Raw genomic sequence first — 23,568 nt, 5'->3', positions numbered from 1 at the left:
CCGCCACGTCGGTGGTGGGTCCGCCACGCACTCCGGACTCCATCACTTCCCGCGCTCCCCCGCCTCCGGAACTCCCCAAGAAACAACTCTCGGGGGGCGCGAGACCTGCCCCTTCACGCCTCGGCGCAGGCGCCCCCGCCCCCGATCCGGGCCGGTGCGACCGGGGTTGTCGGCCCCGCCCGTACCCGCCCGCCAGGCTGCCGCCGGGAGGTTTCGCGGGACTTCGCCCAACTGGGCCCGGGGGCCCTGCGAATCTACGATTCGAACGTGTGGAAAGGGGGTCCACGTGGACCGGAACATATGCACGACGGATGACGTACTCCGGCTCATGGACGGTCTGTTCGCACAGGACGGCGACCGGTGGACGGCCGGGGCCGGCTCCTGGTGGGACGGCTTCTACGCGGACCGGGAACGGTCCGTGCCGTTCTTCGTGGCGAAGCCGGACGAGAACCTCGTCTCGTACGTGGACCGTGGTCTGATCGCGCCGGGCCGCGCCCTCGAACTCGGCTGCGGGCCGGGCCGCAACGCCGTCCATCTGGCGTCGCTGGGCTTCGAGGTCGACGCGGTGGACCTGTCGCCGTCCGCCCTCGCCTGGGCCGGGGACCGGGCCCGCGAGGCGGGGGTCGACGTCCGGTTCCACCACGGCGACGTCTTCGACCTCACGGCGACGGAGCTGACCGGCCCGTACGACCTCGTGTACGACTCCGGCTGCTTCCACCACCTGCCGCCGCACCGCCGCGTCAGCTATCTCGCGCTGCTCGACCGGGTCCTCGCCCCCGGCGGCGGCTTCGCCCTCACCTGCTTCGCGGCCGGTGAGGGCGGCATGGGCTCCGAGCTCCCCGACGCGGCCTTCTACGAGAGGGGCGGGCTCCAGGGCGGCCTCGCCTACGCACCGGAGTCGCTGCGCCGGATCTTCTCCGGCCTGACGGAGACCGAACTCCGCCGGATGCGCGACGAACCGTCCGGCTCCCCGCTCTTCGGCGAACCCTTCCTCTGGACGGCCCTGTTCCACCGGCCCGCCGAAAAGCCCGTCTGACGGATCGCCCGCCGGGGCTTCGGACGCAGGCGTACGCCCCGCCGGGGCCGCCCGTCCCGGGCACCGCTTCTCCTCGCCAGCACCGGATCGCGAACCCGTCCCGCGGACATGCCACGGCCGGTGGAGCACCCGCTCCACCGGCCGTGGTGTCCGCTTCAAGCCTGGTACATCAAGCCCGGAACGTCACGTCCTGCACGTCACGTCCTGCACGTCGCACCTCGTACATCACGCCTCGTACGTCACGCCTCGTACGTCACGCCTCGTACATCACGCCTCGTACATCACGCCTCGTACGTCACGCCTTGCCGGTGCAGATGGCGTCGTAGGGGCGGCCGGGGCTCGGGAACAGCTCCAGGGGCTTGCTCCCGGCCGGGCACTCCTTGGCGGTCTTCGTCAGGTCGAGCACCTTGGTCACTCCGCTGCCACCACTCCCGCAAGCGACCTCCTTGGCCTGGTCGTCCACGCAGTCGCCCTTGACCAACTGCCCGCCGCCCGCACCGGCGTCACCGGGGTGGTCGCCGCTCAGGTTGCGGCCGCAGATGGTCTTGCTGGGGATACCGGCGCTGGCGTCACCCGAACCGAAGGAGACCTTCACCGAGATGATCGCGTCCGTGCCGGCCGGGCACTGGATCGAGTCGGCGAACATGGAGCCGTCCTTGATCTCCAGCGCCTTGAGCGTCGCCTTGGAGTCGCCGCAGTCCAGCGGCTGGTAGGCGTCCTTCTTGCTGCTGTCGGGCCCGGCGCAGTCGCCGGCCTTCCAGTCCTTGGCCTCGTGCGTTCCGTCGTCGGACGACTTACTGCACGCGGTGGCGGCCGCCAGGACGAGTGCGAGGGCCAGCACTGCCTTCGAGCCGTTCAGGAGAGTCGCACGAGAGCCTCGGCGCGGCGAGGAAACGGTGCTTCTTCGGCTGCCGCTGAGGGGTCGCGTGCTGCCGTTAACGCTCATGCTGCTCCTTGGTCCGTGTGTGTGGCGCGGCCCGCTCGGCACTCGGTGCGGGTCCACGCATGGTGGCGCGGGCGTGATGACGACAGGAGCGGGCGCCGCGGTTCCCGGACCGCGCCGACCGGTCCGATCCGCCACAACACGGCGCGCGCCGGCCGGTTCAGGCGGCTCGCACCGGCAGCGCGGTGAAGGCCACGTCCGCGGCGCGCGCGACGACTTCGACGTCACTGCCGAGGGCCCACTCGGCGACCCGCGAGACCGCTGCGGCCGGGATCCGGTCACTGATTCCGGGCGCGGCCGGGATGTCGTGCGTCGCGTGGGCGTCGTGCGGCATGACGACCCGGTACCCCAGCTCCAGGGCGGTACGGGCCGTCGCCTGTACGCACATCTCCGACATCACCCCGCAGATGGCGAGCGCCCGCACCCCCGAATCGGTCAGCAGGCCGCCCAGGGGCGTTCCGTGGAACCCGTCGTCCCGGGTCTTGCGGACGACGACCTCCGTGCCCGAGGCATCGACGCGGTGGTGGAGCTCCCACCCGGCCGTACCCGGCTCGTCCCCCGCCCCGGGCGGGCCGTCGTTCTGCACATGGACGACGAGCGCCCCTCCGCTGCGTGCCCGTGTGATCAGATCCGCGGTCCGGTCCAGCAGCCGCGCCGCCTCGGGCACCGCCCGGTCTCCCTCGACCGCGTCCGCCTGGACGTCGACAACGAGCAGTGCCTGTACGGGAAGTGCGTGATCGCTCATGCCGTCATCATGTCCGCGGGCAGCGGCGCACCTCCACATGTTTTGGGCCGTGGGGCGCCCCCGCAGACCGCCGGCGGACGCGGCCCTACTCGCTCAGCCCCACAACACCCCAGCCCCGCCCGGCGGCTTCGGTGAGGACGCGGCCCCACTCCGCCAGCAGGAGGGCGAACGAGTCGAAGTCGGCGCCCCTGCCGTCGGGGGTGGCGGCGTACCCGGTGAAGGCCTCACGCAGCCCGCCCAGCCGTGGCCGTACGTCCTGCCAGACCGTGGCCAGCCTCCGGACGCTGTCCGGGGAGCACGCGACCAACAGGCCGTAAGCGACCTCCGGTTCGCCGGAGAAGAAGCCGGCGTCCGTCTCCCCCGACTCGCCGTCCATGCCTTCCCAGATCAGTCCGAGCAGGAAGGTGTCCAGCCCGGCCCGCAGCAGCGGATCGGCGTGGTCGCGGACGCGTTCCCAGTGGTGCGTGGCCCAGAAATGCGGCTTGTACGAGCCGAGGGTCCGCAGGAACTCGTAGAGGGCGAAGCGGTCGCCGTTCGGCCCCTTCGGCCACTCCCAGTCGCCCTCGACCACCGGGGCGTCGTGCTCCCACAGGCCGGTCTCCTCGGCGTACCAGGCGTTCCTCAGCCTCAACAGCCGTTCGCGCGCCGCCACTTCGCCCAGCCATGACCAGTCGGCGATCACCACCGTGATGTCGAGCCCCATGGCGTGAGGCTACCGGGCGGGCCGGGCCGGCTTCCCGGTCGTTCTCGCCCCCACGCCCCACGCCCCACGACGCCTCCGCACGGCGGGGTGTGGGATCGTCCTGAGCATGGCGGAATCGTGGAGCTTTGCCGGTGGCGGTGCCGGTGGCGGTGCCGTGGCCGCCGACACCGTGGCGGAGGCGCTTCGGGTGAGGATCGCCGACGGGAAGCTGGAGTCGCTGCTGGAGAGTTCGTCCGGGCAGACCCTGTACGTCGTGAGCAACACCGAGCGGGCGATGGTGATGCTGATCGACCATCCGGGTGATCCCGGCGAGCACGCCGCGGACCCCGGGGCAGAGGGGTGGAGCGACGGGTTCGAGCTGTCGAACGGGCAGGCCGACGAGTACCCCGACACGGACACCGTGCCACTCGACGAAGCCCTCCGGATCGTCCGCCACGTCCTCGCCACCGGCCGGCCGCCGGCCGACGCGGCCTGGGTGGCCGACCGCTGAGCCGGAGCCCCGCGGATCAGGGCTTCAGGACGGGCATTCCGTCAGTTTCGGCTTGTTCGGCGGGCTCACCCTGTTCAGCAGCGGGGCGAGGTGGTCGGCGTACAGCTTCTCCCAGACACCGTCCGTCATGATCTTCTTCAGAGACGAACACACCTCCCCCTTCAGCCCCTTCTCGTCCGGGTTCATCGCGACGCCGTAGCCCTCCGCGCCCGGACCGCTGTCCAGCCGTTTCAGCTCGGTGGGGTCGTTCTTGACGAACCCGGCGAGGATGACGTCGTCGGTGCTCACCGCGTAGACCGGCGACATCGGGTCCAGCAGGTCGTGTACGCACCGGTCGTAGCCGCTCGGCAGCGACTCCGTCATGTTGTAGCCCGCCTTGGGCAGCCACGCCTCGTACGTCGAACTCCGCGCCGTACACACTTCGAGCTGCTTCTTCTCCAGCACTCTGGTGTCGTCGATCGACACCGCCTTCGCCTTCTTGCGGACCATGAAGCTCCGGCTCGCCACGTAGTACGGACCGGCGAACGCGACGCTGTAGTCGGGAGCCTCGGCGTGCTTGCGTTCGTCCGTGATGCTGTAGGTGGCGATGACCAGATCCACATCGCCCTTCTCCAGTATCGTGCTCCGGTTCTCGCTGCTCACGGGCTCGAAGGTGACCTTGTCGCGGCTGTAGCCCATGTCCTGTGCGATGGCGTAGGCCACATCGATCTCGTACCCGCGGTACTTCCCGTCCTTGGTCTTCTCGCTCAGTCCGGGCTGGTCGGCCTTGACGCCCACCTTCAGGACCGGGTGCGTCTTGATGTACGGCTCCGACACGGGCCCCTGGCCCGGACGGCCGCCCGTGTCCGGGTCGCCGTCCTCCCGCAACTGCTCCACGGCGAACCATCCGAGACCGGCCACCAGCGCCGCGCACACCGCGACCGCCGTGAGCTTCCGCCGGCCGGGCACGCGCTTGCGCGACGCCTGCGGCGGGGAGGGGGGCGGCACCTGCGGCCGTACGGGGGCGGGGTCCGGGGCAGGGGCCGGAGCGGGGTCCGGAGCGGGCTCCTCCGCCTTACCGGCCTCCGCCTGCTCCGCCTCCGCCTGCTCTGCCTCCACCTCCGCCTGTGGCTTCGTCTGCTTCTCCGCCACCGGGGCCGGCGGGCGTACCGGATCCGGTTTCGCGGTGGAGGTGCGCAGGATCTCCTGGAGCAGTTCCTCCGCGCGCTCCGCGCTCAGCCGCCGCCGCGGGTCCTTGTGCATCAGCTGCCCCACCACCTCGGCCAGCTCCTCACCGTGCTCCATCGGGAGCGGGGCGGACTGGCAGGCGGCGACCAGGAGTTCGTACTCGTTCGGCCGGTCGAAGGGGTGCCTGCCCTCGACCATCTCGTACAGCGTGACGCCCAGCGACCACAGGTCGGACGCCGGGGTCGCGGCGCTCACCTGCGACGTCTGGCCGAGCAGTTCGGGCGCCAGGTACTTGAAGGTGCCGATGAGTTCACCGGCTCTGGTGAGCGGGACGGCGCCGTCGAAGGTCGCGATGCCGAAGTCCGCCAGGATCGCGAAGTCGTCCTTGGCGAACAGGATGTTGGCCGGCTTCACGTCACGGTGGACCACTCGCGCCTCGTGGACCGCCCGCAGCCCGCCCAGCACCTGGAGCCCGATCGCGGCCGTCCGCCGCACCGGCAGCCGCCGCTCCTCGCGCATCAGGTCCGCCAGGGAACGCGCGTTGAGCAGGTCCATCACGATCCAGACCTGGTTGCCGGACTCGACCCTGTCGTGCACCGCCACCACGTTCTGGTGCCTGATCTTGGCGATGGCCGCGGCCTCCCGCCGGGCCCGCTGCATCATCTGCTCCTGCGTGGCCGCCCCGACGGCGTCCCGGCCGAGCAGACCCTTCACCGCGACGTGCCGGTCGAGGCGGGTGTCCAGGGCCTTCCAGACCTCGCCCATGCCACCGCGCCCGAGGCTGTGCAGCAGCTCGTAACGGCCGTCGATCACCTTGTGCGGTGCGGGGGCGGCCGCCTGACCGGACGGCTCGGACGACTCCTGCGTCGGCTGCGTCTCCGGCCACGGCCGAGCGTGTTCGGTGGAGTCGCTCCGGAGGAAGTCGCCGGCCCCACGAGGGGAGCCGTCGCCCTGCCCGTGGCCCGAATCACGACCGGCCGTACCCTCGCTGTGCATGCGACCCCCTGTGGACTACATGGAGGCAACAGACTAGACGCTCGGCCATATCCGGGCCTGCTCACAGGACTTGCGATTCGGTCACTTACAGCAGGCCGCACCGGCGATCCGGCCCCCGCCGCTCCTCGCCGCGCTCCCGCCACTCCCCCGCCGCGCTACCGTCGCGCCCTTTCCGCGCTACCGCCGCGCCCTCTCCGCCTCCCTGCCGCTCACCCCTCCGCGAACCGCTCCCCGCACCGGCTGCAGAACACCGGCTCCGGGTCCTGCGAGAGCCGGCCGCACGCCGGGCAGACCAGGTCCAGCATGCAGGGCGCCTCGCCGCCCTCGTACGCCGGAGCGCGCACCGGCGCGGGCACGGCCGGGGCCGGGGGTTTGATGGTGAGGCCGGGGCGGCGGCGGTGGACGGTCAGGTAGGCGACGCCGTCCGGGCCGGCCGCGAGGGCGCGGCGGGAGGTCCGGGGCAGCCAGGCGACGGTGCCGGGGGTCAACTCCAGCGAATCGTCCCCCGCCTCGATCCGGCCGTCGCCCGCGACGGCGACCAGAAGCACGTCCAGCACGTCCTCCTGATGCGCACCGACCGAGCCGCCCGGCGGCAGACGTACCAGGTTGGCATCCAGCTCCCGCCCCCGCTCGGCCAGTTGCCACAGCGCGCCGCGGTCCTCGCGGGTCGCGCCGCGGAGCAGCTCGTCGAGTACGGCAAGAACACGCGGTACGGAGTTCACGACGCCAGGCTACGCGCAGACCGAGGGCCGCCGGCGTCGACATCATCCGGTCGTCCTTGCTTCGAGCGGACTCGAAGGCGTTGGGTTGATTCCCATGGAGTACACACAGCTCGGACGCACCGGACTCAAGGTCAGCCGCCTCGTCCTCGGCACGATGAACTTCGGCCCGCAGACCAATGAGGTGGACAGCCACGCCATCATGGACGCGGCGCTGGACACGGGGCTGAACTTCTTCGACACCGCGAACGTGTACGGCTGGGGCGAGAACAAGGGCCGCACCGAGGAGATCATCGGCACCTGGTTCGCCAAGGGCGGCGAACGGCGCGACAAGGTGGTCCTGGCCACCAAGATGTACGGGAACATGGGCGCGGACGGCGAGCCCTGGCCCAATCACGACAAGCTCTCGGCCGTGAACATCCGGCGCTCCGTCGATGCCTCGCTGAAGCGGCTCCAGACGGACCACATCGACCTCTACCAGTTCCACCACGTCGACCGGAACACCCCCTTCGAGGAGATCTGGCAGGCGATCGACGTCCTGGTCCAGCAGGGCAAGATCCTGTACGCGGGCTCGTCGAACTTCGCCGGCTACAAGATCGCCCAGGCCAATGAACTGGCCGCCCGGCGCGGCTCGTTGGGTCTGGTCAGCGAGCAGTGCATCTACAACCTGATCGAGCGCCGTGCCGAGATGGAGGTCATCCCGGCCGCGCAGGACTACGGCCTCGGCGTCATCCCGTGGTCCCCGCTGCACGGCGGGCTGCTGGGCGGTGTGCTCCGGAAGGAGCGCGAGGGCACGGCCGGGCGGTCGGCCTCCGGCCGCAGCGCGGACGCGCTGAAGGACTCGGCGCAGCGCGAGAAGATCCAGGCTTACGAGGACCTGCTCGACGAGCACGCCCTGGAGCCGGGCGAGGTCGGTCTGGCCTGGCTGCTCACCAGGCCGGGGGTGACGGGGCCGATCGTCGGGCCGCGCAACCGGGAGCAGCTGGACTCGGCGCTGCGGGCGCTGGAGCTCGACCTCTCGGCGGAGCTGCTGGCGTCGCTGGACAGGATCTTCCCGGGGCCCGGTCCTTCGCCGGAGGCGTTCGCCTGGTGAGGACCCGCTCACGAAGACCACCTCGCGCCGACCTGCCCGTGAGGGCCTGCCCGTGAGCGGCCGCCCGTGAGGACCTGCCTGTGAGGACCTGCCCGTGAGCGGCTGCCCGTGAGGGCCGTCTGACGGGTCGCTGCCGCACTGCCTTCCGGCGGGGCGGCGGCGGCCCTCCGGCGGGCGGCGGCGGCCCTCCCGCACGCCCCGGTTCAGGACGCGTCGAGTTCCTCCAGCGTCGCCGCCAGCCAGTCCAGCTCCGCCTCGCTGGTCGCGCGGGCGATCCTCAGCAGCCCGCGCCGGAACGGGTCGTCGAACGACTCGGCGCCCAGCGGCCGTTCCCCCTCGTAGAAGAAGCTGCTCGGCTCCTCCAGGAACGCGAGCCGGCGCCGCAGCACGTCCGCCTGTTCGGCCGGGGACGAGAGGTGGCGGAGGAAGGCGAGGACGGTGAACCAGCGGTTCTCGTCGCTGATGTCCACCTCGCCGGCCTCCCGCAGCCGTCGCCGCAGCTCCTCGCGGCCCGGGCCGGTCAGCGTGAGGGTGTGGCGGGGGGCGGCCCTGCTGCCGGGTTCGGTGCGGCGCTCCAGCCATCCGGCGCGCTCCAGGCGCTTGATCGCCGGATACAGCGTGCCGTCCGCGATGGGGCGGACGTGCCCGGTGAGGTGGGCTACCCGGCGCTTCAGCTCGTAGCCGTGCAGCGGTTGCTCGTACAGAAATCCAAGGATGGCCAGTTCCAGCATGTGCGTATCCTCTCCGATGCCTCCAGATATACCTCGGCATCGATGTATAGTCTCGCCGATGGTTGAAGAGCGAGCGGAGGAGGAGTCATGCAGCATGCCCGGGTGACGGCGGACGGCGCGCGTATCAGGTGGGTGGAGCTGCCCGGCCGGTCCGGCGGCGCCCGGACCCGGGTCTATGTGCACGGGCTCGGGGCCTCGTCCGGCCCGTACTTCACCGCGAGCGCCGCCCACCCGCTGCTGGCGGACAGCCGCTCGCTGCTCATGGACCTGCTCGGCTTCGGGATCAGCGACCGCCCCACGGAGTTCGGCTACACGCTGGAGGAGCACGCCGACGCGGTGGCGGCGGCACTGGAGGCGGCCGGGGCACACGACACCGACGTGATCGCGCACAGCATGGGCGGCGCGGTGGCCATCGTGCTCGCGGCGCGCCATCCGCACCTGGTGGCCCGGCTGGTCCTGGTCGACGCCAATCTGGACCCTGCCCCGCCCGGCCCCGCCCGGCCGGGCAGCAGCGGCATCGCGGCGTACTCGGAGGAGGAGTTCCTGGCGCACGGCTGGTCCGAGGTGCATGACCGGGTCGGGCCGCACTGGTGGGCGACCATGCGGCTGGCGGGCCGCGAGGCACTGCACCGCAGCGCGGTGCACCTCGCCGCCGGGACGACGCCGGCCATGCGCGAGCTGCTGCTCGGCCTGAAGATCCCGCGCACGTTCCTGCGCCCTGCGGCGGACGGCCCGCTGCCCGGCGAGAGCGTGCTCGTCGAGCACGGGGTACGCGTCGTGGCGGTCCCGGACTGCGGGCACAACATCATGCTGGACAACCCGGAGGCGTTCGCCCGGGAGACGGCGGCGGCGCTCACTGTCCGATGAGCGCGGAGCGGTCCTATGCTCGCCGCATGGACGAAGTCGTGCCGTTCCTGATCATGGTCGCGGCCCTGGCCGTGGTCATGGGCTTCTTCACCTGGCTCGCGGTCCTCGCCCGTCGGCGCGGGGTCGCGGGCTCGGCCCTGAGCGCCGCGCTGGCCTCGTACAACGAGGCGTACCAGGGCACCGCCCATCAGGCGTACCACGAGATCCGGGCGCAGGCGGAGCGCCGGGTGCCGGTCCTCTCGCCGGACGGCGCATGGCGGCCACCGTCGCCGGACGCGGGAGGCGTACGCCGTGGGCGAGCGCCCGCGCGCAGGCCGCTGCGGGGGCTGCGGCGCCGGTTCGGCCGGCTGCGCCGCCGCTGAGACCCGTCCGGTCGGGCCGCCCGCCGGTCACGCCCCGACGGCGGCCGCCACGGCGACGACGACGAACATCAGCACGAGCACGGCCGCCATGATGCGGTTTCTGGTCTTCGGGTCCACCCTTCGAGCGTAACCGCCGCCCTCAGTGCCCCAGCGACCAGGATGCGACCACCTCGTACCCGGGCTGCTCACCCGGCACCCCGCTGTCCGGCAGATCGCTCCGCACCAGGGCCATCTCGCCGACCTCCCACCCGGTGCCCTCGAAGCCGCCGAGCGCCTCGACGCAGGGGCGCAGGTCGGTCTCGGCGCGGCGGCTGCGGGCGAGGGTGAGGTGCGGGTGGTAGCGGCGGTGCTCGTCCATCGGGATGCCGGTGCGGCGGGCGGCGGCGTCGGCGCGCTCGGCGAGCAGCCGCAACGTGTCCAGCGCCCCCGCGGCCCCCGCCCACAGCGCCCGCCCGCCGAACCGGCCGGCCCCGTGGACGCGCAGCGGGAACGGCTCGGTGCGCCGGGCGGCCCGAGCGAGGCGCTCCTCCAGCTCGGGCAGCAGCTCCTCGCCCACGGCCCCGAGGAACGCCAGCGTGAAGTGCCAGCCGGGCACCCCGGTCCAGCGCAGCCCCTCGGCCTGGGGGAGCGCGTGCAGCGGGGCGACGGCGCGGCGCAGTTCCTCGACGGCGGGGGCGGGCGGCAGCACGGCGACGAAGAGTCTGAGACGGCTCATGCGCCGAGTGTCGCACCGCCCCGGGGCGGCTCATGCGCCGAGTGTCACCGTCCCGGGACGGCTCATGCGCCGCGTGTCGCACCGCCCCGGGACGGCTCCGCCCTCCTCCTCGGCACACGGCACGGCCCCGACCGTCACCCACCCGGTCGGGGCCGTCTCCCGTGCGTCACGGGGTGGTGCTCACGCCGCCGTGGCCAGCTCCTCGCGCGGGACGAACCGCAGGTGCGGGCGGCCCGGACGGAGGTCGACGCGCAGGCGCAGTCCGCCGACGCGGGCCAGCATCAGGCCGACGCCGAGTGCGGCCAGCAGCGAGAACGCGCCGCCGACGGCCATGCCGGTACGGACCCCGTAGGCGTCGCTGATCCAGCCGACGATCGGGGCGCCCACCGGCGTACCACCGGCGAAGACCATCATGTACAGGCTCATGACCCGGCCCCGCATGGCCGGGTCGGCGGCCATCTGGACGCTGGTGTTCGCGCTGATGTTGGTCGTCAGGCCGATCATGCCGATCGGAACCAGCAGGATCGAGAAGAGCCAGACGGACGGGGACAGCGACGCGATGATCTCCAGCACGCCGAACGCCGTGCCCGCGGCCACCAGCATCCGCAGCCGGGAGGAGCGGCGACGGGCGGCGAGCAGGGCACCGGCCAGGGAGCCGGCCGCCATCAGGATGTTGAAGAAGGAGTACATCCCGGCGCCGCCGTGGAAGATCTCGTCGGCGAAGGCGGTCAGCCAGATCGGGAAGTTGAACCCGAACGTGCCGACGAAGCCGACCAGGACGATGGGCCAGATCAGCTCGGGGCGGCCGGAGACGTAACGCAGGCCCTCCCGCAGCTGTCCCTTGGCGCGCGGTACGACGGTGGCCTTGTGCAGCTCGTTCGTGCGCATCAGCATCAGGCCGACGAGCGGGGCGGCGAACGACAGGCCGTTGAACATGAAGGCCCAGCCGCTGCCGACCGTGGTGATCAGGACACCGGCGACGGCCGGGCCGATGAGCCGGGCGGACTGGAAGTTCGCCGAGTTGAGACTGACCGCGTTGCGCAGCTGGGCGGGGCCGACCATCTCGGACACGAACGACTGGCGGGCCGGGTTGTCGACGACCGTCACCATGCCGAGCAGGAACGCGATGAGGTAGACGTGCCACACCTGGACGACACCGGAGAGCGTGAGCACCGCGAGGGCGATCCCGCAGAGGCCGAGCGCCGCCTGGCTGAAGAGGAGGAGCTTCCGCTTCGGGAGGCGGTCCGCGATGACACCACCGTAGAGGCCGAACAGAAGCATCGGGAGGAACTGGAGCGCCGTGGTGATACCGACGGCGGCGGCGGACCCGGTGAGGCTCAGGACGAGCCAGTCCTGCGTGATGCGGGACATCCAGGTACCGGTGTTGGAGATCACGGCGCCCGTGGCGAACAGGCGGTAGTTACGGATCTTCAGCGACGAGAAGGTCCCGCCGGGCTTGCTCTCGTGGGTGGAAGTCGGTGCGGGGGCGGAGTCTGCTCCGGATCCCGTACTCAAAAGGGTTCGCCTCCTCGGGCGTATACGTTTCGCTGACTGACGGGGTGCGGCGGGGCGGGCGGTGCGCCGGACTCGGTCCGGCGCGGCCCGTACCGCTACAGGTGAGCGAGCTTCTCCAGCACGGGCGCCGCCTTGCGCAGCGTCTCCCACTCGTCCTCGTCCAGGCCCTCGGCGAGGGCGGTCAGCCAGGCGTTCCGCTTGGAGCGGCTCTCTTCGAGCATGGCTTCGGCCTGCTCGGTCTGGCTGACCACCTTCTGGCGACGGTCATCGGGGTGCGGTTCCAGTCTGACCAGCCCCTTCGCTTCCAGCAGCGCGACGATGCGGGTCATCGACGGAGGCTGCACATGCTCCTTGCGGGCCAGCTCGCCCGGCGTGGCCGAGCCGCACCTGGCGAGCGTGCCGAGCACCGACATCTCGGTGGGGCTCAGCGACTCGTCGACGCGCTGGTGCTTGAGGCGCCGGCTGAGCAGCATCACGGCGGAGCGAAGGGAGCTCACGGCGGCGGCACTGTCGCCGTCGTGGATCAGGTCAGGCATGTTTATTAGCGTAACTCATTAGTCGTCCTAAAGACCATTCGTGTTACACGCGCGAGAGGCACTTCACCCAATCGGTCACCCGAACGAGTGAGTCGGATCCGTAAAGTGACGCGAACCGACCCGCTGGGCCGTAACCCTGCTTGCCATGGGATCGACTGTGCTCAGCCTGCGGATAGACGGTGAGCTGCTCGACCGGCTCCGGCAGCATGCCGCCAAACGCGGAATGAGCGTCCAGGACTATGTGGTCCGGACGCTCATTCGCGATGATTTCGACGAGCGCTTCAAGGCGGCCGTCGACGAGACGGAGAGGTTCTACGGCCCGGAGGGGACCGCGGGGATCAGAGCCGGAGAGGTCACGTGAGACCGAGGGCCGGCATCGCGTAGTAGAAGACGAAGACCGCGGAGACCACGTACATGGGCACCGGCACCTCGCGCCAGCGCCCGGCCACCACGCGCAGCACGGAGAAGGCGATGAAGCCGATGCCGATGCCGTTGGTGATCGAGTACGTGAGCGGCATCATCAGCATGGCGAGGAAGGCCGGGATGGCGAGCGTGTAGTCGCTCCAGTCGATGTCCCGCACCGAGCCCGAGATGATCAGGAAGCCCACCGCCAGCAGCGCCGGGGTGGCCGCCTGCGACGGGACCATGGTCGCCAGCGGTGTCAGGAACAGCGCCACCGTGAACAGCAGACCCGTCACGATGCTCGCGAAGCCGGTGCGGGCGCCCTCGCCGACACCCGCCGTGGACTCCACGAAGCAGGTGCCCGCGGAGGCGGAGGTCCCGCCGCCCGCGGCGACCGCGATGCCGTCCACGAACAGCACCCTGTTGATGCCGGGGAAGTTGCCGTCCTTGTCCGTCAGATTCGCCTCGTCGCCGACCCCGAGGATCGTGCCCATCGCGTCGAAGAAGCAGGACAGCAGCACGGTGAAGACGAACAGGATGCCGGTGAGCACGCCGACCTTGCTGAAGCCGCCGAACAGACTGGCCTGACCGAACAGCCCGAAGTCCGGAGTGGCGACCGGGTTGCCCGGCCACTGCGGGACGGTCAGGCCCCACGCCCCGGCCGGCAGATCGGCGATCACGTCGATGATCATCGCGACGACCGTCATCGCGACGATGGAGATCAGGATCGCGCCCGGCACCTTGCGGACGATCAGCGCGAGGGTGAGCAGCGCGCCGATGATGAAGACCAGGACCGGCCAGCCGTTGAGGTGGCCGTCGCTGCCGAGCTGGAGCGGCACGGTGGTGTGCGCGGCGTCCGGGACGCGGGAGACGAAGCCCGAGTCGACCAGGCCGATGAGCAGGATGAAGAGGCCGATGCCGATCGCGATGCCCTTGCGGAGCGACGTCGGCACGGCGTGCATCACGCGTTCCCGCAGCCCGGTCGCGACCAGCAGCATCACCACGATGCCCGCGAGGACGACCATGCCCATGGCGTCCGGCCAGCTCATCCGGGGGGCGAGCTGGAGGGCGACGACGGTGTTGACACCGAGGCCGGCCGCCAGCGCGATCGGCACATTGCCGATGACACCCATCAGGAGCGTGGAGAACGCGGCGGTCAGCACGGTGGCGGTGACCAGCTGGCCACCGTCGAGCTGATGTCCGTACATGTCCTTGGCGCTGCCGAGAATGATCGGGTTCAGCACGATGATGTACGCCATCGCGAAGAACGTGGCGAATCCGCCACGGATCTCGCGGGCGACCGACGACCCCCGCTCGGAGATCCTGAAGAAACGATCCACGCCGCCGCGCGGCTGGGGGGCCGCAGGCTGCTGGGCATCGACCGGAGCGGTGGCCGAGGGGGACATGTATGACCTCAGTCGTACGTAGAGGGGGAAGAAAGTGGTCAGCTTTGGACTTTCACACGAACAATTCGAGTCAGTCTTAAGCAGATTCAGTATGAATACATAAGGCGAAGATCGCTATCTCCGCGCGTAGACCCTTGGGCCACCTGGCCCGGACGCCCTTCGTACAGGGGCCCCATACACTGAGTCCATGGCGAAGTGGACACCGAAGCACGAGGCACCCGAGCCCCTGGAGGGGCCCGTCGTCGCCACCATCACCGGCGGCACGATCCTCTGGTTCGTCCTCTTCCTGGTCCAGATCCCCTTCTACGGCTGGTTCGACGACCACGGACATCTGTGGTGGGTGTGGACCTGCCTGGCCGGCGCGGGGCTCGGCCTGATCGGCATCTGGTACGTACGGGGGCGCGACGCGGCGATCAAGCGCGCGGCGGCCGCGGCCGAGGCGTCGCCCGACAGCCTCTAGGGTCTTCCGCCCGGATCCGGACGGGAGGCCCTAGGGATCCGGCACCGGACCCGTACCACCTCAGGACCATTACCCTCCTCCTCCGGTCTGATCTTCGGACCGCCCAGTGGGTGAATCGGACCATCCACCCGTACCGTCGGAACCATGACGCAGCGGGCATCCCATTCCTTCGGCGAGCAGTCCCCCGAAGCAAGCGGTTCCACCGGCCATCCGGGCTCGGCCATGATCGACGCCGGAGCCGAGCTCGATCCGGTCCACCCGGTCAAATTGCCCGCCCCGGCCGTGGACCCACGCGGGCTGACCGCCGCCGAGGTCGCCGAGCGGATCGCCCGCGGCGAGGTCAACGACGTACCCGTCCGCTCGTCCCGTTCCGTCCGCGAGATCGTCCGCGCCAACGTCTTCACCCGGTTCAACCTGATCATCGGCGTGCTCTGGCTGATCATGCTGTTCGTCGCGCCGATCCAGGACAGCCTCTTCGGCTTCGTGATCATCGCCAACACCGGCATCGGCATCGTCCAGGAGTGGCGGGCCAAGAAGACCCTGGACAGCCTCGCGGTCATCGGCGAGGCGAAACCCACGGTGCGCCGCGACGGGGTCGCGGCCGAGATCTCCACCTCCGAGATCGTCCTCGGCGACCTCGTCGAGCTGGGCCCCGGCGACAAGGCCGTCGTGGACGGCACGGTCGCCGAGGCCGACAGCCTGGAGATCGACGAGTCGCTGCTCACCGGCGAGGCCGACCCGGTACTGAAACGGCCCGGCGACCCCGTGATGTCCGGCAGCTTCGTGGTCGCCGGCGGCGGCGCCTTCACCGCCACCAAGGTCGGCCGGGAGGCCTACGCCGCCCAGCTCGCCGAGGAGGCGTCCCGCTTCACCCTCGTCCAGTCCGAGCTGCGCACCGGCATCTCCACCATCCTCAAGTACGTCACCTGGATGATGGTGCCGACCGCGATCGGCCTGGTCATCAGCCAGCTCGTCGTCAACGACAACGACCTCAAGGGGTCGATCGCCCGGACCGTCGGCGGCATCGTCCCGATGATCCCCGAGGGCCTGGTGCTGCTCACCTCGGTCGCGTTCGCGATCGGCGTCGTACGGCTCGGCCGCAAGCAGTGCCTGGTGCAGGAGCTCCCCGCCATCGAGGGGTTGGCCCGCGTCGACGTCGTCTGCCTGGACAAGACCGGCACCCTCACCGAGGGCGGCATGGACGTCACCGAGGTCCGGATGCTGGGCGGGGCGGACGACGCGTACGTCCGGAACGTGCTGGGTGCCCTCGGCTCCTCCGACCCCCGGCCCAACGCCAGCCTCCAGGCCATCGTGGACGCCTACCCGGACGGCGAGAAGTGGCTGTGCACCCGGACGCTGCCGTTCTCCTCGGCCCGTAAGTACAGCGGCGCCGCGTTCGACGAGGGCGGCGGCCGGGAGTCGTCCTGGCTGCTCGGCGCCCCCGATGTGCTGCTGCCCGAGCAGGACCCGGCGCTCACCGAGATCGAGCAGCTCAACAAGCAGGGCCTGCGGGTGCTGCTGCTGGCCCGCGCGCAGGGGGCGCTCGACGGGCCGGACATCGCCGCCGGGGCGGTACCGAACGCGCTGGTCGTCCTGGAGCAGCGGCTGCGGCCCGACGCCGCGGCGACCCTGGCCTACTTCGACGACCAGCGGGTCGCGGCGAAGGTCATCTCCGGTGACAACGCGGTCTCCGTCGGCGCGGTCGCCGGGAAGCTGGGCCTGCCCGGCGCCGAGCACACCCTGGACGCCCGCCGGATGCCCACCGACCCGGACGAGATGGCCACGGCCATGGAGGAGAACGCGGTCTTCGGCCGGGTCACCCCGCAGCAGAAGCGGGACATGGTCGCCGCCCTCCAGTCCCGCGGCCACACCGTCGCCATGACCGGCGACGGAGTCAACGACGTACTCGCGCTGAAGGACGCCGACATCGGCGTCGCCATGGGATCGGGTTCCGAGGCGACCCGGGCCGTCGCCCAGATCGTGCTGCTGAACAACAGTTTCGCGACGCTGCCGTCCGTGGTCGCCGAGGGCCGCCGGGTGATCGGCAACATCACCCGGGTCGCCACCCTGTTCCTGACCAAGACCGTCTACTCGGTGCTGCTGGCGGTCCTGGTGGTCTGCACGCAGGTCGACTACCCGTTCCTGCCGCGCCATCTGACCCTGCTGTCGACGCTGACCATCGGCATCCCGGCGTTCTTCCTGGCCCTGGCCCCCAACACGGAGCGGGCCCATCCGCACTTCGTGCGCCGGGTCATGCGGTACGCGATCCCGTCGGGCGTCATCGCGGCCGTCGCCACCTTCGCGACGTATCTGATCGCCCGGAGCCACTACTCCGGTCCGGGCGCCCTCGACGCCGAGACCAGCGCGGCCACGCTCACGCTGTTCCTGGTCTCGATGTGGGTGCTGGCGATCATCGCCCGCCCGTACACCTGGTGGCGTATCGCGCTGGTGGCGGCGATGGGGCTGGCGTTCCTGGTCGTGCTGGTGGTGCCGTGGCTACAGGACTTCTTCGCGCTGAAGCTGGTGGGGACGACGATGCCGTGGGCGGCGGTGGGCATCGCGGTGGTGGCGTCGGCCGGCCTGGAGTACGCCTGGCGGCTGGTCGGCCGACGCTTCCCGGTGTAGGGCGCTTCCCCGCGCGGTACGGGGTCCCCCGCCCTGCCGTTACTTCACGTCGACGAAGTCGCCGGCGGTGGTGACGGCCGGGGTGGTGGACGTCCCCGCGAAGCTGTAGCGCCAGTAACCGTCGACCGAGGCCTTGACCGTGGTCTTCAGGTTCCCGGTGCTGTTCGTCCTGATCGTCTTCACCGTGGAGTACGTGGAGCTGGTCTTCTTGCGGAACTGGAGCTTCACCGACTGGCCGGTGTAGCCGTGGTACGCGTGGTCCTCCCAGTTCGCCCGCGACAGCTTCCCGGTCACCGTGATGGTCTTGCCCTTCTTCACCGGCTCCGGAGCGGCGTTGACCGTCAGCTTCGACAGCCGCTGGATCTTCGCCGTGGCGGCGTAGTCCGAGTAGTAGCTGGAGCCGTCCTTGGCCTCCGCGCCCGCGAGCACGTGCCAGGAGCCGGCCAGCGCGTTCTTGTACAGGTCGACCCTGGGGTCGATGGTGATGGTGAGGGAGCAGGTGCTGGTGGTCGCGCTCGCGGCCTTGCAGGTCGCGTCGTCCTCGTTGGGCAGCAGCGCGCCGTCCATGCCCTCGTCCTGGTCCTTGCCGTGCCACAGGATCAGCCAGCCGGTCTCGATGCCGGAGGCGTGCGAGGCGGTCACCGACACAGTGACGGTCTTCTTGGCGGTGGTGCCCAGGACCACGTCCTTGCCGCCGTTGACGGTGATCTTGGTCAGGACGGGATCGGCCGAGGCCGCGTGCGCCGCCGGTACGGCGAGGGCGGACAGGACCAGGGCGCCGGAGGCGGCGGCGACGGTGGCACGAAAGCGCATGGTTTTCTCCGTGGACTGAGGCCGTGAAGGCCGGACGGGAACGCACGGGACGGATGCGTGAGCAGCGGGACCCCTCGCGGAGGGATCCCGCTGCTCACGGGTGGCCACGGATGGCCGAGACGGTGCCGGGTGGAACTACTTCACGTCGACGAAGTCACCGGCGGTGGTGACGGCCGGGGTGCTGGCCGTACCGGCGAAGCTGTAGCGCCAGTAACCGTCGACCGAGGCCTTGACCGTGGTCTTCAGCGTGCCGGTGCTGCTCGTCTTGATCGTCTTGACCGTGGAGTACGTGGAGCTGGTCTTCTTGCGGAACTGGAGCTTCACGGCCTGTGTGGCGTAGCCGTGGTAGGCCAGGTCGTCGAAGTTGGCCCGCGACAGCTTCCCGGTGACCGTGATGGTCCTGCCCTTCTTGACGGGCTCCGGAGCGGCGTTGACGGTCAGCTTCGAGAAGCGCTGGACCCTGGTGCTGCCCAGGTTGTCCTGGAGCGCGAACCCGAGCTTGGAGGGGTCGGGGTCGTTCCGGTTCTCGCCGTTGTAGTCGACGGCGAAGCCCTGTCCCTTCCACGTGGTGGCGTCGGCGTTGCCGATCAGGTCGTAGACGGGCGAGACGGCGATCCGCCCGGTGCAGGTGGCGACCGTGGAGGAGACCTTCTTGCAGGTGGGGGCGGTGTCGCCGTACAGCTCGTTCGTCGGGGCGTCGAACGAACCGCGGTAGAGGCCCACGCCGAGCTCGAAGTCCGAGGCGAAGATGTTCACGTCGGCGCCGTGCGTCACGGTGAACGTGGTCGGCACGATCTTCGTGGCGGCGGTGCCCACGGCGATCGGCTTGCCGCCGTTGACCGTGAACTTGGAGAAGACCAGGTTGAGCCGGCCGACGGTGTCCGCGGCCGCGAGGGAGCGCGCGCCGGACTTCGCGGCGGAGCCGGACTGGGCCGCACGCGCGGCATCGGCGACGGAGCCGGTCGCGCCGTGCGCGTCGCCGGCCTGGGCGGCCGACGGTACGACGAGGGCGGAAAGAGCCAGGGCGCCGCTGACGGCGGCCACGGTGGCACGAATGCGCATGTTCATTCCCCAAGTTGGAGAAGGGCCCGCGGAGGTTGACCGCCCGCAGGGCCAAGATCGTCTGTGAAGCCTGGTGGCTTCACAGACGAGACCATCCTCAAACGTGAAGGGTTGTGCGGCCATTGGGGTTTTCTCGCGAATTCCCCGCGCGTTCGGCCCCGGTACGCGTAGAGGCTCTCAGTCGAACCAGCGGTCCCGGGCCAGCTCCTCCGTCCGGGACGGGTCCTCCAGCAGCGCCGCGACCTCGAAGCGGCGCGGCCACTGGCCCGCCGCCCAGGCCAGGCCCGCCGCGACGCCCTCCAGCGTGGCGGCGTGGACCGTGCCGTCGGGGGTGCGGCGCCAGTCCAGTTCGACGCCGCCCGCGCGCAGTTCGCCGTGCTCGACGTACGCGTCCGGCGTCCCGGCGCCGAGCAGCACCCGCACCGCGTCCGGCACCCGGTGCTCCTCGCCCTCCGTCGACACCTCCGCCTCGACGCTCTCGCCGAGCCGGCGCACCTGGAACAGTTCGGCCAGCTCCGCCGCGCGCGTCGGGGCGACCGGGAGCAGCGGGATGCCGTCGGTGAGCGGCAGCAGATCGGGGGCGTCCGCGATCACGGCGTCCGCCGCGTCGACGACCCGCACCTCGCCGTCGACCACGGCCCGCAGCTCGTCCGGCAGCGTGACCTGTTCCGGGTCGAGGTCGGCCAGCGCGGTGTACAGCGAGTGCAGTTGTACGGGGCCGACCGGACGCTCGTCGTCCGCGAGCCGGCCGAGGAGTTCGGCGGCGCCGCCGGGCTCGTCGAGCAGTGCGGCCACGGAGGTCCGTACGCCGAGGGCGCGCAGCACCTGGGCGTCGTCGAAGCCGGTGGCGTCGGCGGAGTCGTACAGCCCGGCCAGCCGGGGGTCGCCGCCCGCGGCCCGCAGTCCGGCGGGGCGGCGGCCGTCGAGCACCGGGTGGTCGCGCAGCCACCAGGCCGTGTACGGGCGGACGGACTGCGTGGTGCCGTCCGGCAGCAGCACCCGCACCGGCTGGGTCAGCGCGTCGCGCAGCGGCGGCCGGGCGAGCATGGCGAGCGCCTGCGGCCAGGCGTCGTCGTCGACCAGGTCCAGATCGCGGACCGCGACGATCTCGGTGGCGACCGGCGGCACGGGGGTGTCGGGCAGCTGGTCGAGGATGTCCTCGCACCACACGTCCACGGCGTCCAGCAGCCCGGCGTCGTCGGGCTCGGCGAAGTCTCCCTCGCGCGGTTCCAGTTCGTCCGGGTCCAGCACCACGTCGGTGGTCCGCACGAGGGCGAAGGTGGCGAGGACACCGCAGGCGGTGAGCGGCTGCTCGCCCCAGCGGTCGGCCAGCTCCTGGTCGCAGAGCGCCAGTTCGCCCTCGCGCATGATGGCCGCGAACGGGCTCGCGGGCAGCACCAGTTCGCCCGCGGGGGCCGGTTCGCCGTCCTCGTCGGGGAGGGCCAGCGCGCCGAGCCAGGGCTCGTCGCCGGGTGCCAGATCGGCGTCCCGTACGAGGGTGAGCACGGTCTCGGCGAGCTCGTCGCCGTCCAGCGCGTCCTCGTCCCAGATCTCGCCAGCGTCCAGCGACCCGGCGACGGCGGCCCGCACCTGCGGGGTCGTCAGCACGGCGCGCGGGGTGGCGGGCAGGGCGCCCAGCTTCTCCAGCAGCGGATGGGCGGCGTCCGGGTGGGCGACCTTCAGCCCGAGCCGGGCGAGGCGTTCCAGCACCGGCCCGGCAGCTGTGTCGGGCAGCGGCAGCAGCACCTGGCGGGGCCCGATGGTGGTGCGGGGCACCGCCGGGGCCCCGGAGCCCGCGTCCTGCGCCGTCCCGGCCAGCGGTACGGGCAGGCCGGAGAGGCGGTCCGGGTCGATGCCGGAGAGGCTGTCGTACAGCCGCCGCCACCAGCCGGGGTCGCGCTCCAGACCGGCGAGCCGGTCGATCGCCTCGGTCAGCGGGACCCGGGCGACCTGGAGCGTACGCAGCTCGCTGCGGCGTTCCAGTCCGGCGGGCAGCAGACACGGCAGGACCTCGGCGAGCACCCGTACGGTCTCGGCGCCGACGCCTTCCAGCACCTCGGCCTCGATGGGCCGCAGCGCGGTGGTGGCCGGGGCGGGGAGGCCGTCCGGCTGCACGTCCCAGGTGTCCCACCGGTCCGCCTCGGCGGCGGTGGTGTCGCGTGGGGCGGCGGGCGCCAGGAACGCGACGCGCGGCAGCCGTTCCAGGATCGCGCCGCGCAGCGCCCCGTCCAGTTCGCCCTTGCCGAGCGGTCCCGGTACGAGGTCGATGGTGTCGACGGACACCGGCTGCCAGCCGGCGAGCAGTTCGGCGTACGCGTCGGCGGCGCGCTGCACCAGGAAGTCGGTGAGCGGTCCCGGCGCGAAGTGGCGGCGGGCGGTGTCCAGCGGCAGCGAGGCGATGAGCAGGGCGGGGATGCCGAGGGGTTCGTCGGTGGGGGTCGGGGCGTGGACGACGGGGAGGGTGCGGGGGCGTACCGGGGCGCCCTCCGCGTCCACCGGGACCGCCCAGGTGACCGACCAGTGCGGGCGCAGCCGCTCCTCGCGGGGGCGGTCGGCGAGCAGCGCGGGCTCCACGGGGCCGTGGTGGGCGACGGTGCGCCAGCGGTTCGTACCGTGCGCGGAGTCCTCGACGTGGGTGTACGGGCCGTGCTCGGAGCGGCGCAGCGTCCGTACGGTGTCCGGGGTCTCGATCACGATCTCTTCGAGGCCGCGCAGGGTGAGCAGCAGGGCGTCGTCGACCGCGTCGAGCAGCCGGGCCACGAGGTCCTCGGCGCCGCCGTCGCGCAGCGGGAGGACGACGACGGTGTCGTACCCGTCGGGTGCGGTGCCCTCGGCGGGCAGCGGGAGCCGGAGCAGCGGTACGTGACCGTCGCGGCGGCGCAGTTCGTCGCCGAGGCCGGGGCTGGCGACGGCCGTCCGGGCGGCGAGGTCGCGGGCCTCGGCGAGCGACCAGCGGACACCGCCGTGCCGGCCGACGACGGCGGGCTCGTCACTCACCGCGAGCACGGCGGCGAACCCGACGCCGAACCTGCCGACGGCGCCTTCGTGCCCTTCGCGCTTGGCGGAGGCACGCAGCGTGGAGAGCGACTCCACGCCGGTGGCGTCGAGCGGGGCGCCGGTGTTGGCGGCGGCAAGGACGGCGGGGTTGTCCGGGGTCGCCGGGTGCAGGGTGAGCCGGAGCCGGCCGGGGACCCGGGCGCGGGCGGCGGCGTCGGCGGCGTTCTGCGCCAGCTCGACGACGAGCCGGTCGCGGTAGCCGCCGAGCGCCAGGTCCTCCTCGGCGTTGGCGTCCTCGCGGAACCTGGCGGGGCCGGCGCCCCAGGCGTCGAGCACACCGCGCCGCAGCCGTGCGGTCCCGAACGGATCGGCCCCCTCGGTCGCATTCATGCTCACGCTCTGACTCCGCTCTTTCCGATAGCGCACTGCCCGTGCCGCCAAGTGTGCGCCCGAAGGTACCGGGTCCTCGCACCGGACGGGGCCCGCCGGACAGCGCATCGGCCGGTTCGGGCCTTCGGACTCCGCGTTCGGCTTCGGCGTTGCCTGCGGCCTTGGCTTCCGCGTCGGCTTCGGCGTTGCCTTCCGCTCGGCCACGGGTTGCCTCACCGCCCTGCACGGCAAGGGTTCCGTCCTCAAGCGCCGGACGGGCCGGGTTTGCCGGGCCGGGGCCGGAGCGGATCGCCCGGCCCGGGGTCGGTGGGCCGACGCGGATCGTCCGGCCCTGGTCTGCCAGGCCGACGCGGATCGTCCGGCCCGCGTTCGCAGGGCCGCTGCGGACTGCCTGAACGGACGGAAGATCCTCGGACGTGCGGAAGATTCTCGGGCCGGCACAAGCCTCTCGGACCGCCGGAAGATCTTCGCACCGGCGTAAGCCCCCTCGGACCGACGCAAGCCCCTCAGTCCGGCATGGGAACCCCGGACCGCCGGAAGATCATCGGGCCTCCGGGCGGCGGGATCCGAGCCCTCGGCGAATTCCCGGGCGGTCGGCGGAACCGGGGCCCGCAGAAAATCCCCGGACGAGCGACAGGATCAAGCCCGTCCGGCGATTCAGTCCGCCCGGCGATTCGAGCCCGTCCGGCGACTGAGGACGGAGCGGTTCGCCAGGGCACCCGGCGTCCCGCTCAAGCCCGTCCGGCGATCGAGGACGGAACCGGTCCGCCGGAGCAACCCGTACCCCGCCCGCCG

At 71.7% G+C, this 23,568-nt stretch carries 21 protein-coding genes; 8 read left to right on the top strand and 13 right to left on the bottom strand.

Translation table 11 applies throughout. The annotated features are described in order from the left end of the window. The first annotated feature begins 286 nt into the window (after window positions 1-286). On the top strand, window positions 287-1,036 hold the full coding sequence (locus ACGF8B_RS19010; protein ID WP_392739730.1) for a class I SAM-dependent methyltransferase: 750 nt from the start codon (window positions 287-289) through the stop codon (window positions 1,034-1,036). Between the two features lie 295 nt (window positions 1,037-1,331). Here the strand turns inward: ACGF8B_RS19010 and ACGF8B_RS19005 are convergent, their stop codons facing one another. The 3 genes from ACGF8B_RS19005 to ACGF8B_RS18995 form a co-directional block, all read right to left on the bottom strand. Then, on the bottom strand, window positions 1,332-1,982 hold the full coding sequence (locus tag ACGF8B_RS19005; protein ID WP_392739728.1) for a hypothetical protein: 651 nt from the start codon (window positions 1,980-1,982) through the stop codon (window positions 1,332-1,334). Between the two features lie 157 nt (window positions 1,983-2,139). Next, a complete protein-coding gene (locus tag ACGF8B_RS19000) occupies window positions 2,140-2,724 on the bottom strand; it encodes a cysteine hydrolase family protein (RefSeq protein WP_392739727.1) in 585 nt (194 codons plus the stop codon). A gap of 85 nt (window positions 2,725-2,809) precedes the next feature. Continuing rightward, entirely contained in the window at window positions 2,810-3,427 is a 618-nt protein-coding gene (locus ACGF8B_RS18995; protein ID WP_392739725.1) for a hypothetical protein, read from the bottom strand. 106 nt (window positions 3,428-3,533) lie between these two features. Between ACGF8B_RS18995 and ACGF8B_RS18990 the strand changes: the two genes are divergently transcribed. Continuing rightward, window positions 3,534-3,917: a hypothetical protein gene (locus tag ACGF8B_RS18990; RefSeq protein WP_392739723.1), complete on the top strand. Its 384-nt coding sequence runs from the start codon at window positions 3,534-3,536 to the stop codon at window positions 3,915-3,917. A 24-nt stretch (window positions 3,918-3,941) separates the two neighbouring features. Here ACGF8B_RS18990 and ACGF8B_RS18985 read toward each other — a convergent pair whose 3' ends face one another. Next, window positions 3,942-6,080, bottom strand: a complete 2,139-nt coding sequence (locus ACGF8B_RS18985; RefSeq protein WP_392739721.1) for a serine/threonine-protein kinase — start codon at window positions 6,078-6,080, stop codon at window positions 3,942-3,944. A gap of 209 nt (window positions 6,081-6,289) precedes the next feature. After that, complete coding sequence (locus ACGF8B_RS18980; protein WP_392739719.1) at window positions 6,290-6,802, bottom strand: cupin domain-containing protein; 513 nt, start codon at window positions 6,800-6,802, stop codon at window positions 6,290-6,292. Window positions 6,803-6,896: 94 nt separating this feature from the next. Between ACGF8B_RS18980 and ACGF8B_RS18975 the strand changes: the two genes are divergently transcribed. Continuing rightward, on the top strand, window positions 6,897-7,892 hold the full coding sequence (locus tag ACGF8B_RS18975) for an aldo/keto reductase (protein ID WP_392739717.1): 996 nt from the start codon (window positions 6,897-6,899) through the stop codon (window positions 7,890-7,892). A gap of 203 nt (window positions 7,893-8,095) precedes the next feature. Here the strand turns inward: ACGF8B_RS18975 and ACGF8B_RS18970 are convergent, their stop codons facing one another. Next, window positions 8,096-8,623, bottom strand: coding sequence for a PadR family transcriptional regulator (locus ACGF8B_RS18970; RefSeq protein ID WP_392739715.1), 528 nt, complete (start codon window positions 8,621-8,623; stop codon window positions 8,096-8,098). Between the two features lie 87 nt (window positions 8,624-8,710). Between ACGF8B_RS18970 and ACGF8B_RS18965 the strand changes: the two genes are divergently transcribed. Both ACGF8B_RS18965 and ACGF8B_RS18960 read left to right on the top strand, forming a co-directional pair. Beyond that, window positions 8,711-9,490, top strand: coding sequence for an alpha/beta fold hydrolase (locus ACGF8B_RS18965; RefSeq protein ID WP_392739713.1), 780 nt, complete (start codon window positions 8,711-8,713; stop codon window positions 9,488-9,490). A gap of 26 nt (window positions 9,491-9,516) precedes the next feature. Continuing rightward, window positions 9,517-9,852 carry a hypothetical protein gene (locus tag ACGF8B_RS18960; RefSeq protein ID WP_392739711.1) on the top strand — a complete coding sequence of 112 codons (336 nt, stop codon included), beginning with the start codon at window positions 9,517-9,519 and terminating at the stop codon, window positions 9,850-9,852. Window positions 9,853-9,991: 139 nt separating this feature from the next. Here the strand turns inward: ACGF8B_RS18960 and thpR are convergent, their stop codons facing one another. From thpR to ACGF8B_RS18945, 3 genes are all read right to left on the bottom strand, one after another. Next, window positions 9,992-10,567 carry an RNA 2',3'-cyclic phosphodiesterase gene (gene thpR, locus ACGF8B_RS18955; RefSeq protein WP_392739709.1) on the bottom strand — a complete coding sequence of 192 codons (576 nt, stop codon included), beginning with the start codon at window positions 10,565-10,567 and terminating at the stop codon, window positions 9,992-9,994. Window positions 10,568-10,747: 180 nt separating this feature from the next. Next, window positions 10,748-12,082, bottom strand: a complete 1,335-nt coding sequence (locus ACGF8B_RS18950) for an MFS transporter (protein ID WP_392739707.1) — start codon at window positions 12,080-12,082, stop codon at window positions 10,748-10,750. Between the two features lie 95 nt (window positions 12,083-12,177). Beyond that, window positions 12,178-12,618 (bottom strand): MarR family winged helix-turn-helix transcriptional regulator, encoded by a 441-nt coding sequence (locus tag ACGF8B_RS18945; RefSeq protein ID WP_072485764.1) that lies wholly within the window; start codon window positions 12,616-12,618, stop codon window positions 12,178-12,180. Between the two features lie 145 nt (window positions 12,619-12,763). On the opposite strand from ACGF8B_RS18945, the gene ACGF8B_RS18940 reads away from it, so the two are divergent. Beyond that, complete coding sequence (locus tag ACGF8B_RS18940) at window positions 12,764-12,979, top strand: ribbon-helix-helix protein, CopG family (protein ID WP_342285898.1); 216 nt, start codon at window positions 12,764-12,766, stop codon at window positions 12,977-12,979. On the opposite strand, the gene ACGF8B_RS18935 is transcribed toward ACGF8B_RS18940, so the two are convergent. Continuing rightward, entirely contained in the window at window positions 12,972-14,426 is a 1,455-nt protein-coding gene (locus tag ACGF8B_RS18935; protein ID WP_392739704.1) for an NCS2 family permease, read from the bottom strand. The two genes, ACGF8B_RS18940 and ACGF8B_RS18935, sit on opposite strands and share 8 nt — an antisense overlap. Window positions 14,427-14,613: 187 nt before the next feature. On the opposite strand from ACGF8B_RS18935, the gene ACGF8B_RS18930 reads away from it, so the two are divergent. After that, window positions 14,614-14,886, top strand: coding sequence for a DUF2530 domain-containing protein (locus ACGF8B_RS18930; protein ID WP_392739702.1), 273 nt, complete (start codon window positions 14,614-14,616; stop codon window positions 14,884-14,886). A 144-nt stretch (window positions 14,887-15,030) separates the two neighbouring features. Next, complete coding sequence (locus tag ACGF8B_RS18925) at window positions 15,031-17,511, top strand: HAD-IC family P-type ATPase (RefSeq protein ID WP_392739700.1); 2,481 nt, start codon at window positions 15,031-15,033, stop codon at window positions 17,509-17,511. A gap of 39 nt (window positions 17,512-17,550) precedes the next feature. Here the strand turns inward: ACGF8B_RS18925 and ACGF8B_RS18920 are convergent, their stop codons facing one another. The 3 genes from ACGF8B_RS18920 to ACGF8B_RS18910 form a co-directional block, all read right to left on the bottom strand. Further along, entirely contained in the window at window positions 17,551-18,324 is a 774-nt protein-coding gene (locus ACGF8B_RS18920; protein ID WP_392739698.1) for a DUF5707 domain-containing protein, read from the bottom strand. Window positions 18,325-18,459: 135 nt separating this feature from the next. Further along, window positions 18,460-19,386 carry a hypothetical protein gene (locus tag ACGF8B_RS18915; protein ID WP_392739696.1) on the bottom strand — a complete coding sequence of 309 codons (927 nt, stop codon included), beginning with the start codon at window positions 19,384-19,386 and terminating at the stop codon, window positions 18,460-18,462. Window positions 19,387-19,563: 177 nt separating this feature from the next. Further along, the gene (locus ACGF8B_RS18910) at window positions 19,564-22,773 is read right to left on the bottom strand and encodes a sacsin N-terminal ATP-binding-like domain-containing protein (protein WP_392740128.1); all 3,210 of its coding nucleotides are present in this window, start codon (window positions 22,771-22,773) and stop codon (window positions 19,564-19,566) included. Between the last annotated feature and the right edge of the window lie 795 nt (window positions 22,774-23,568).

This window comes from Streptomyces sp. NPDC047917 (genome assembly GCF_043204345.1).
GTDB lineage: Bacteria > Actinomycetota > Actinomycetes > Streptomycetales > Streptomycetaceae > Streptomyces > Streptomyces sanglieri.
The sequence above is the reverse complement of the archived record's forward strand: the minus strand, read 5'-3'. Positions and strand labels throughout refer to the sequence as shown.

Bases quoted from the DNA above. Each gene is read 5' to 3' on its own strand.
- ACGF8B_RS19005 (WP_392739728.1), bottom strand. From the start codon at position 1,982: ATGAGCGTTAACGGCAGCACGCGACCCCTCAGCGGCAGCCGAAGAAGC.
- ACGF8B_RS19000 (WP_392739727.1), bottom strand. From the start codon at position 2,724: ATGAGCGATCACGCACTTCCCGTACAGGCACTGCTCGTTGTCGACGTC.
- ACGF8B_RS18995 (WP_392739725.1), bottom strand. From the start codon at position 3,427: ATGGGGCTCGACATCACGGTGGTGATCGCCGACTGGTCATGGCTGGGC.
- ACGF8B_RS18990 (WP_392739723.1), top strand. From the start codon at position 3,534: ATGGCGGAATCGTGGAGCTTTGCCGGTGGCGGTGCCGGTGGCGGTGCC.
- ACGF8B_RS18985 (WP_392739721.1), bottom strand. From the start codon at position 6,080: ATGCACAGCGAGGGTACGGCCGGTCGTGATTCGGGCCACGGGCAGGGC.
- ACGF8B_RS18975 (WP_392739717.1), top strand. From the start codon at position 6,897: ATGGAGTACACACAGCTCGGACGCACCGGACTCAAGGTCAGCCGCCTC.
- ACGF8B_RS18970 (WP_392739715.1), bottom strand. From the start codon at position 8,623: ATGCTGGAACTGGCCATCCTTGGATTTCTGTACGAGCAACCGCTGCAC.
- ACGF8B_RS18965 (WP_392739713.1), top strand. From the start codon at position 8,711: ATGCAGCATGCCCGGGTGACGGCGGACGGCGCGCGTATCAGGTGGGTG.
- ACGF8B_RS18960 (WP_392739711.1), top strand. From the start codon at position 9,517: ATGGACGAAGTCGTGCCGTTCCTGATCATGGTCGCGGCCCTGGCCGTG.
- thpR (WP_392739709.1), bottom strand. From the start codon at position 10,567: ATGAGCCGTCTCAGACTCTTCGTCGCCGTGCTGCCGCCCGCCCCCGCC.
- ACGF8B_RS18945 (WP_072485764.1), bottom strand. From the start codon at position 12,618: ATGCCTGACCTGATCCACGACGGCGACAGTGCCGCCGCCGTGAGCTCC.
- ACGF8B_RS18940 (WP_342285898.1), top strand. From the start codon at position 12,764: ATGGGATCGACTGTGCTCAGCCTGCGGATAGACGGTGAGCTGCTCGAC.
- ACGF8B_RS18935 (WP_392739704.1), bottom strand. From the start codon at position 14,426: ATGTCCCCCTCGGCCACCGCTCCGGTCGATGCCCAGCAGCCTGCGGCC.
- ACGF8B_RS18930 (WP_392739702.1), top strand. From the start codon at position 14,614: ATGGCGAAGTGGACACCGAAGCACGAGGCACCCGAGCCCCTGGAGGGG.
- ACGF8B_RS18925 (WP_392739700.1), top strand. From the start codon at position 15,031: ATGACGCAGCGGGCATCCCATTCCTTCGGCGAGCAGTCCCCCGAAGCA.
- ACGF8B_RS18920 (WP_392739698.1), bottom strand. From the start codon at position 18,324: ATGCGCTTTCGTGCCACCGTCGCCGCCGCCTCCGGCGCCCTGGTCCTG.
- ACGF8B_RS18915 (WP_392739696.1), bottom strand. From the start codon at position 19,386: ATGCGCATTCGTGCCACCGTGGCCGCCGTCAGCGGCGCCCTGGCTCTT.
- ACGF8B_RS18910 (WP_392740128.1), bottom strand. From the start codon at position 22,773: ATGAATGCGACCGAGGGGGCCGATCCGTTCGGGACCGCACGGCTGCGG.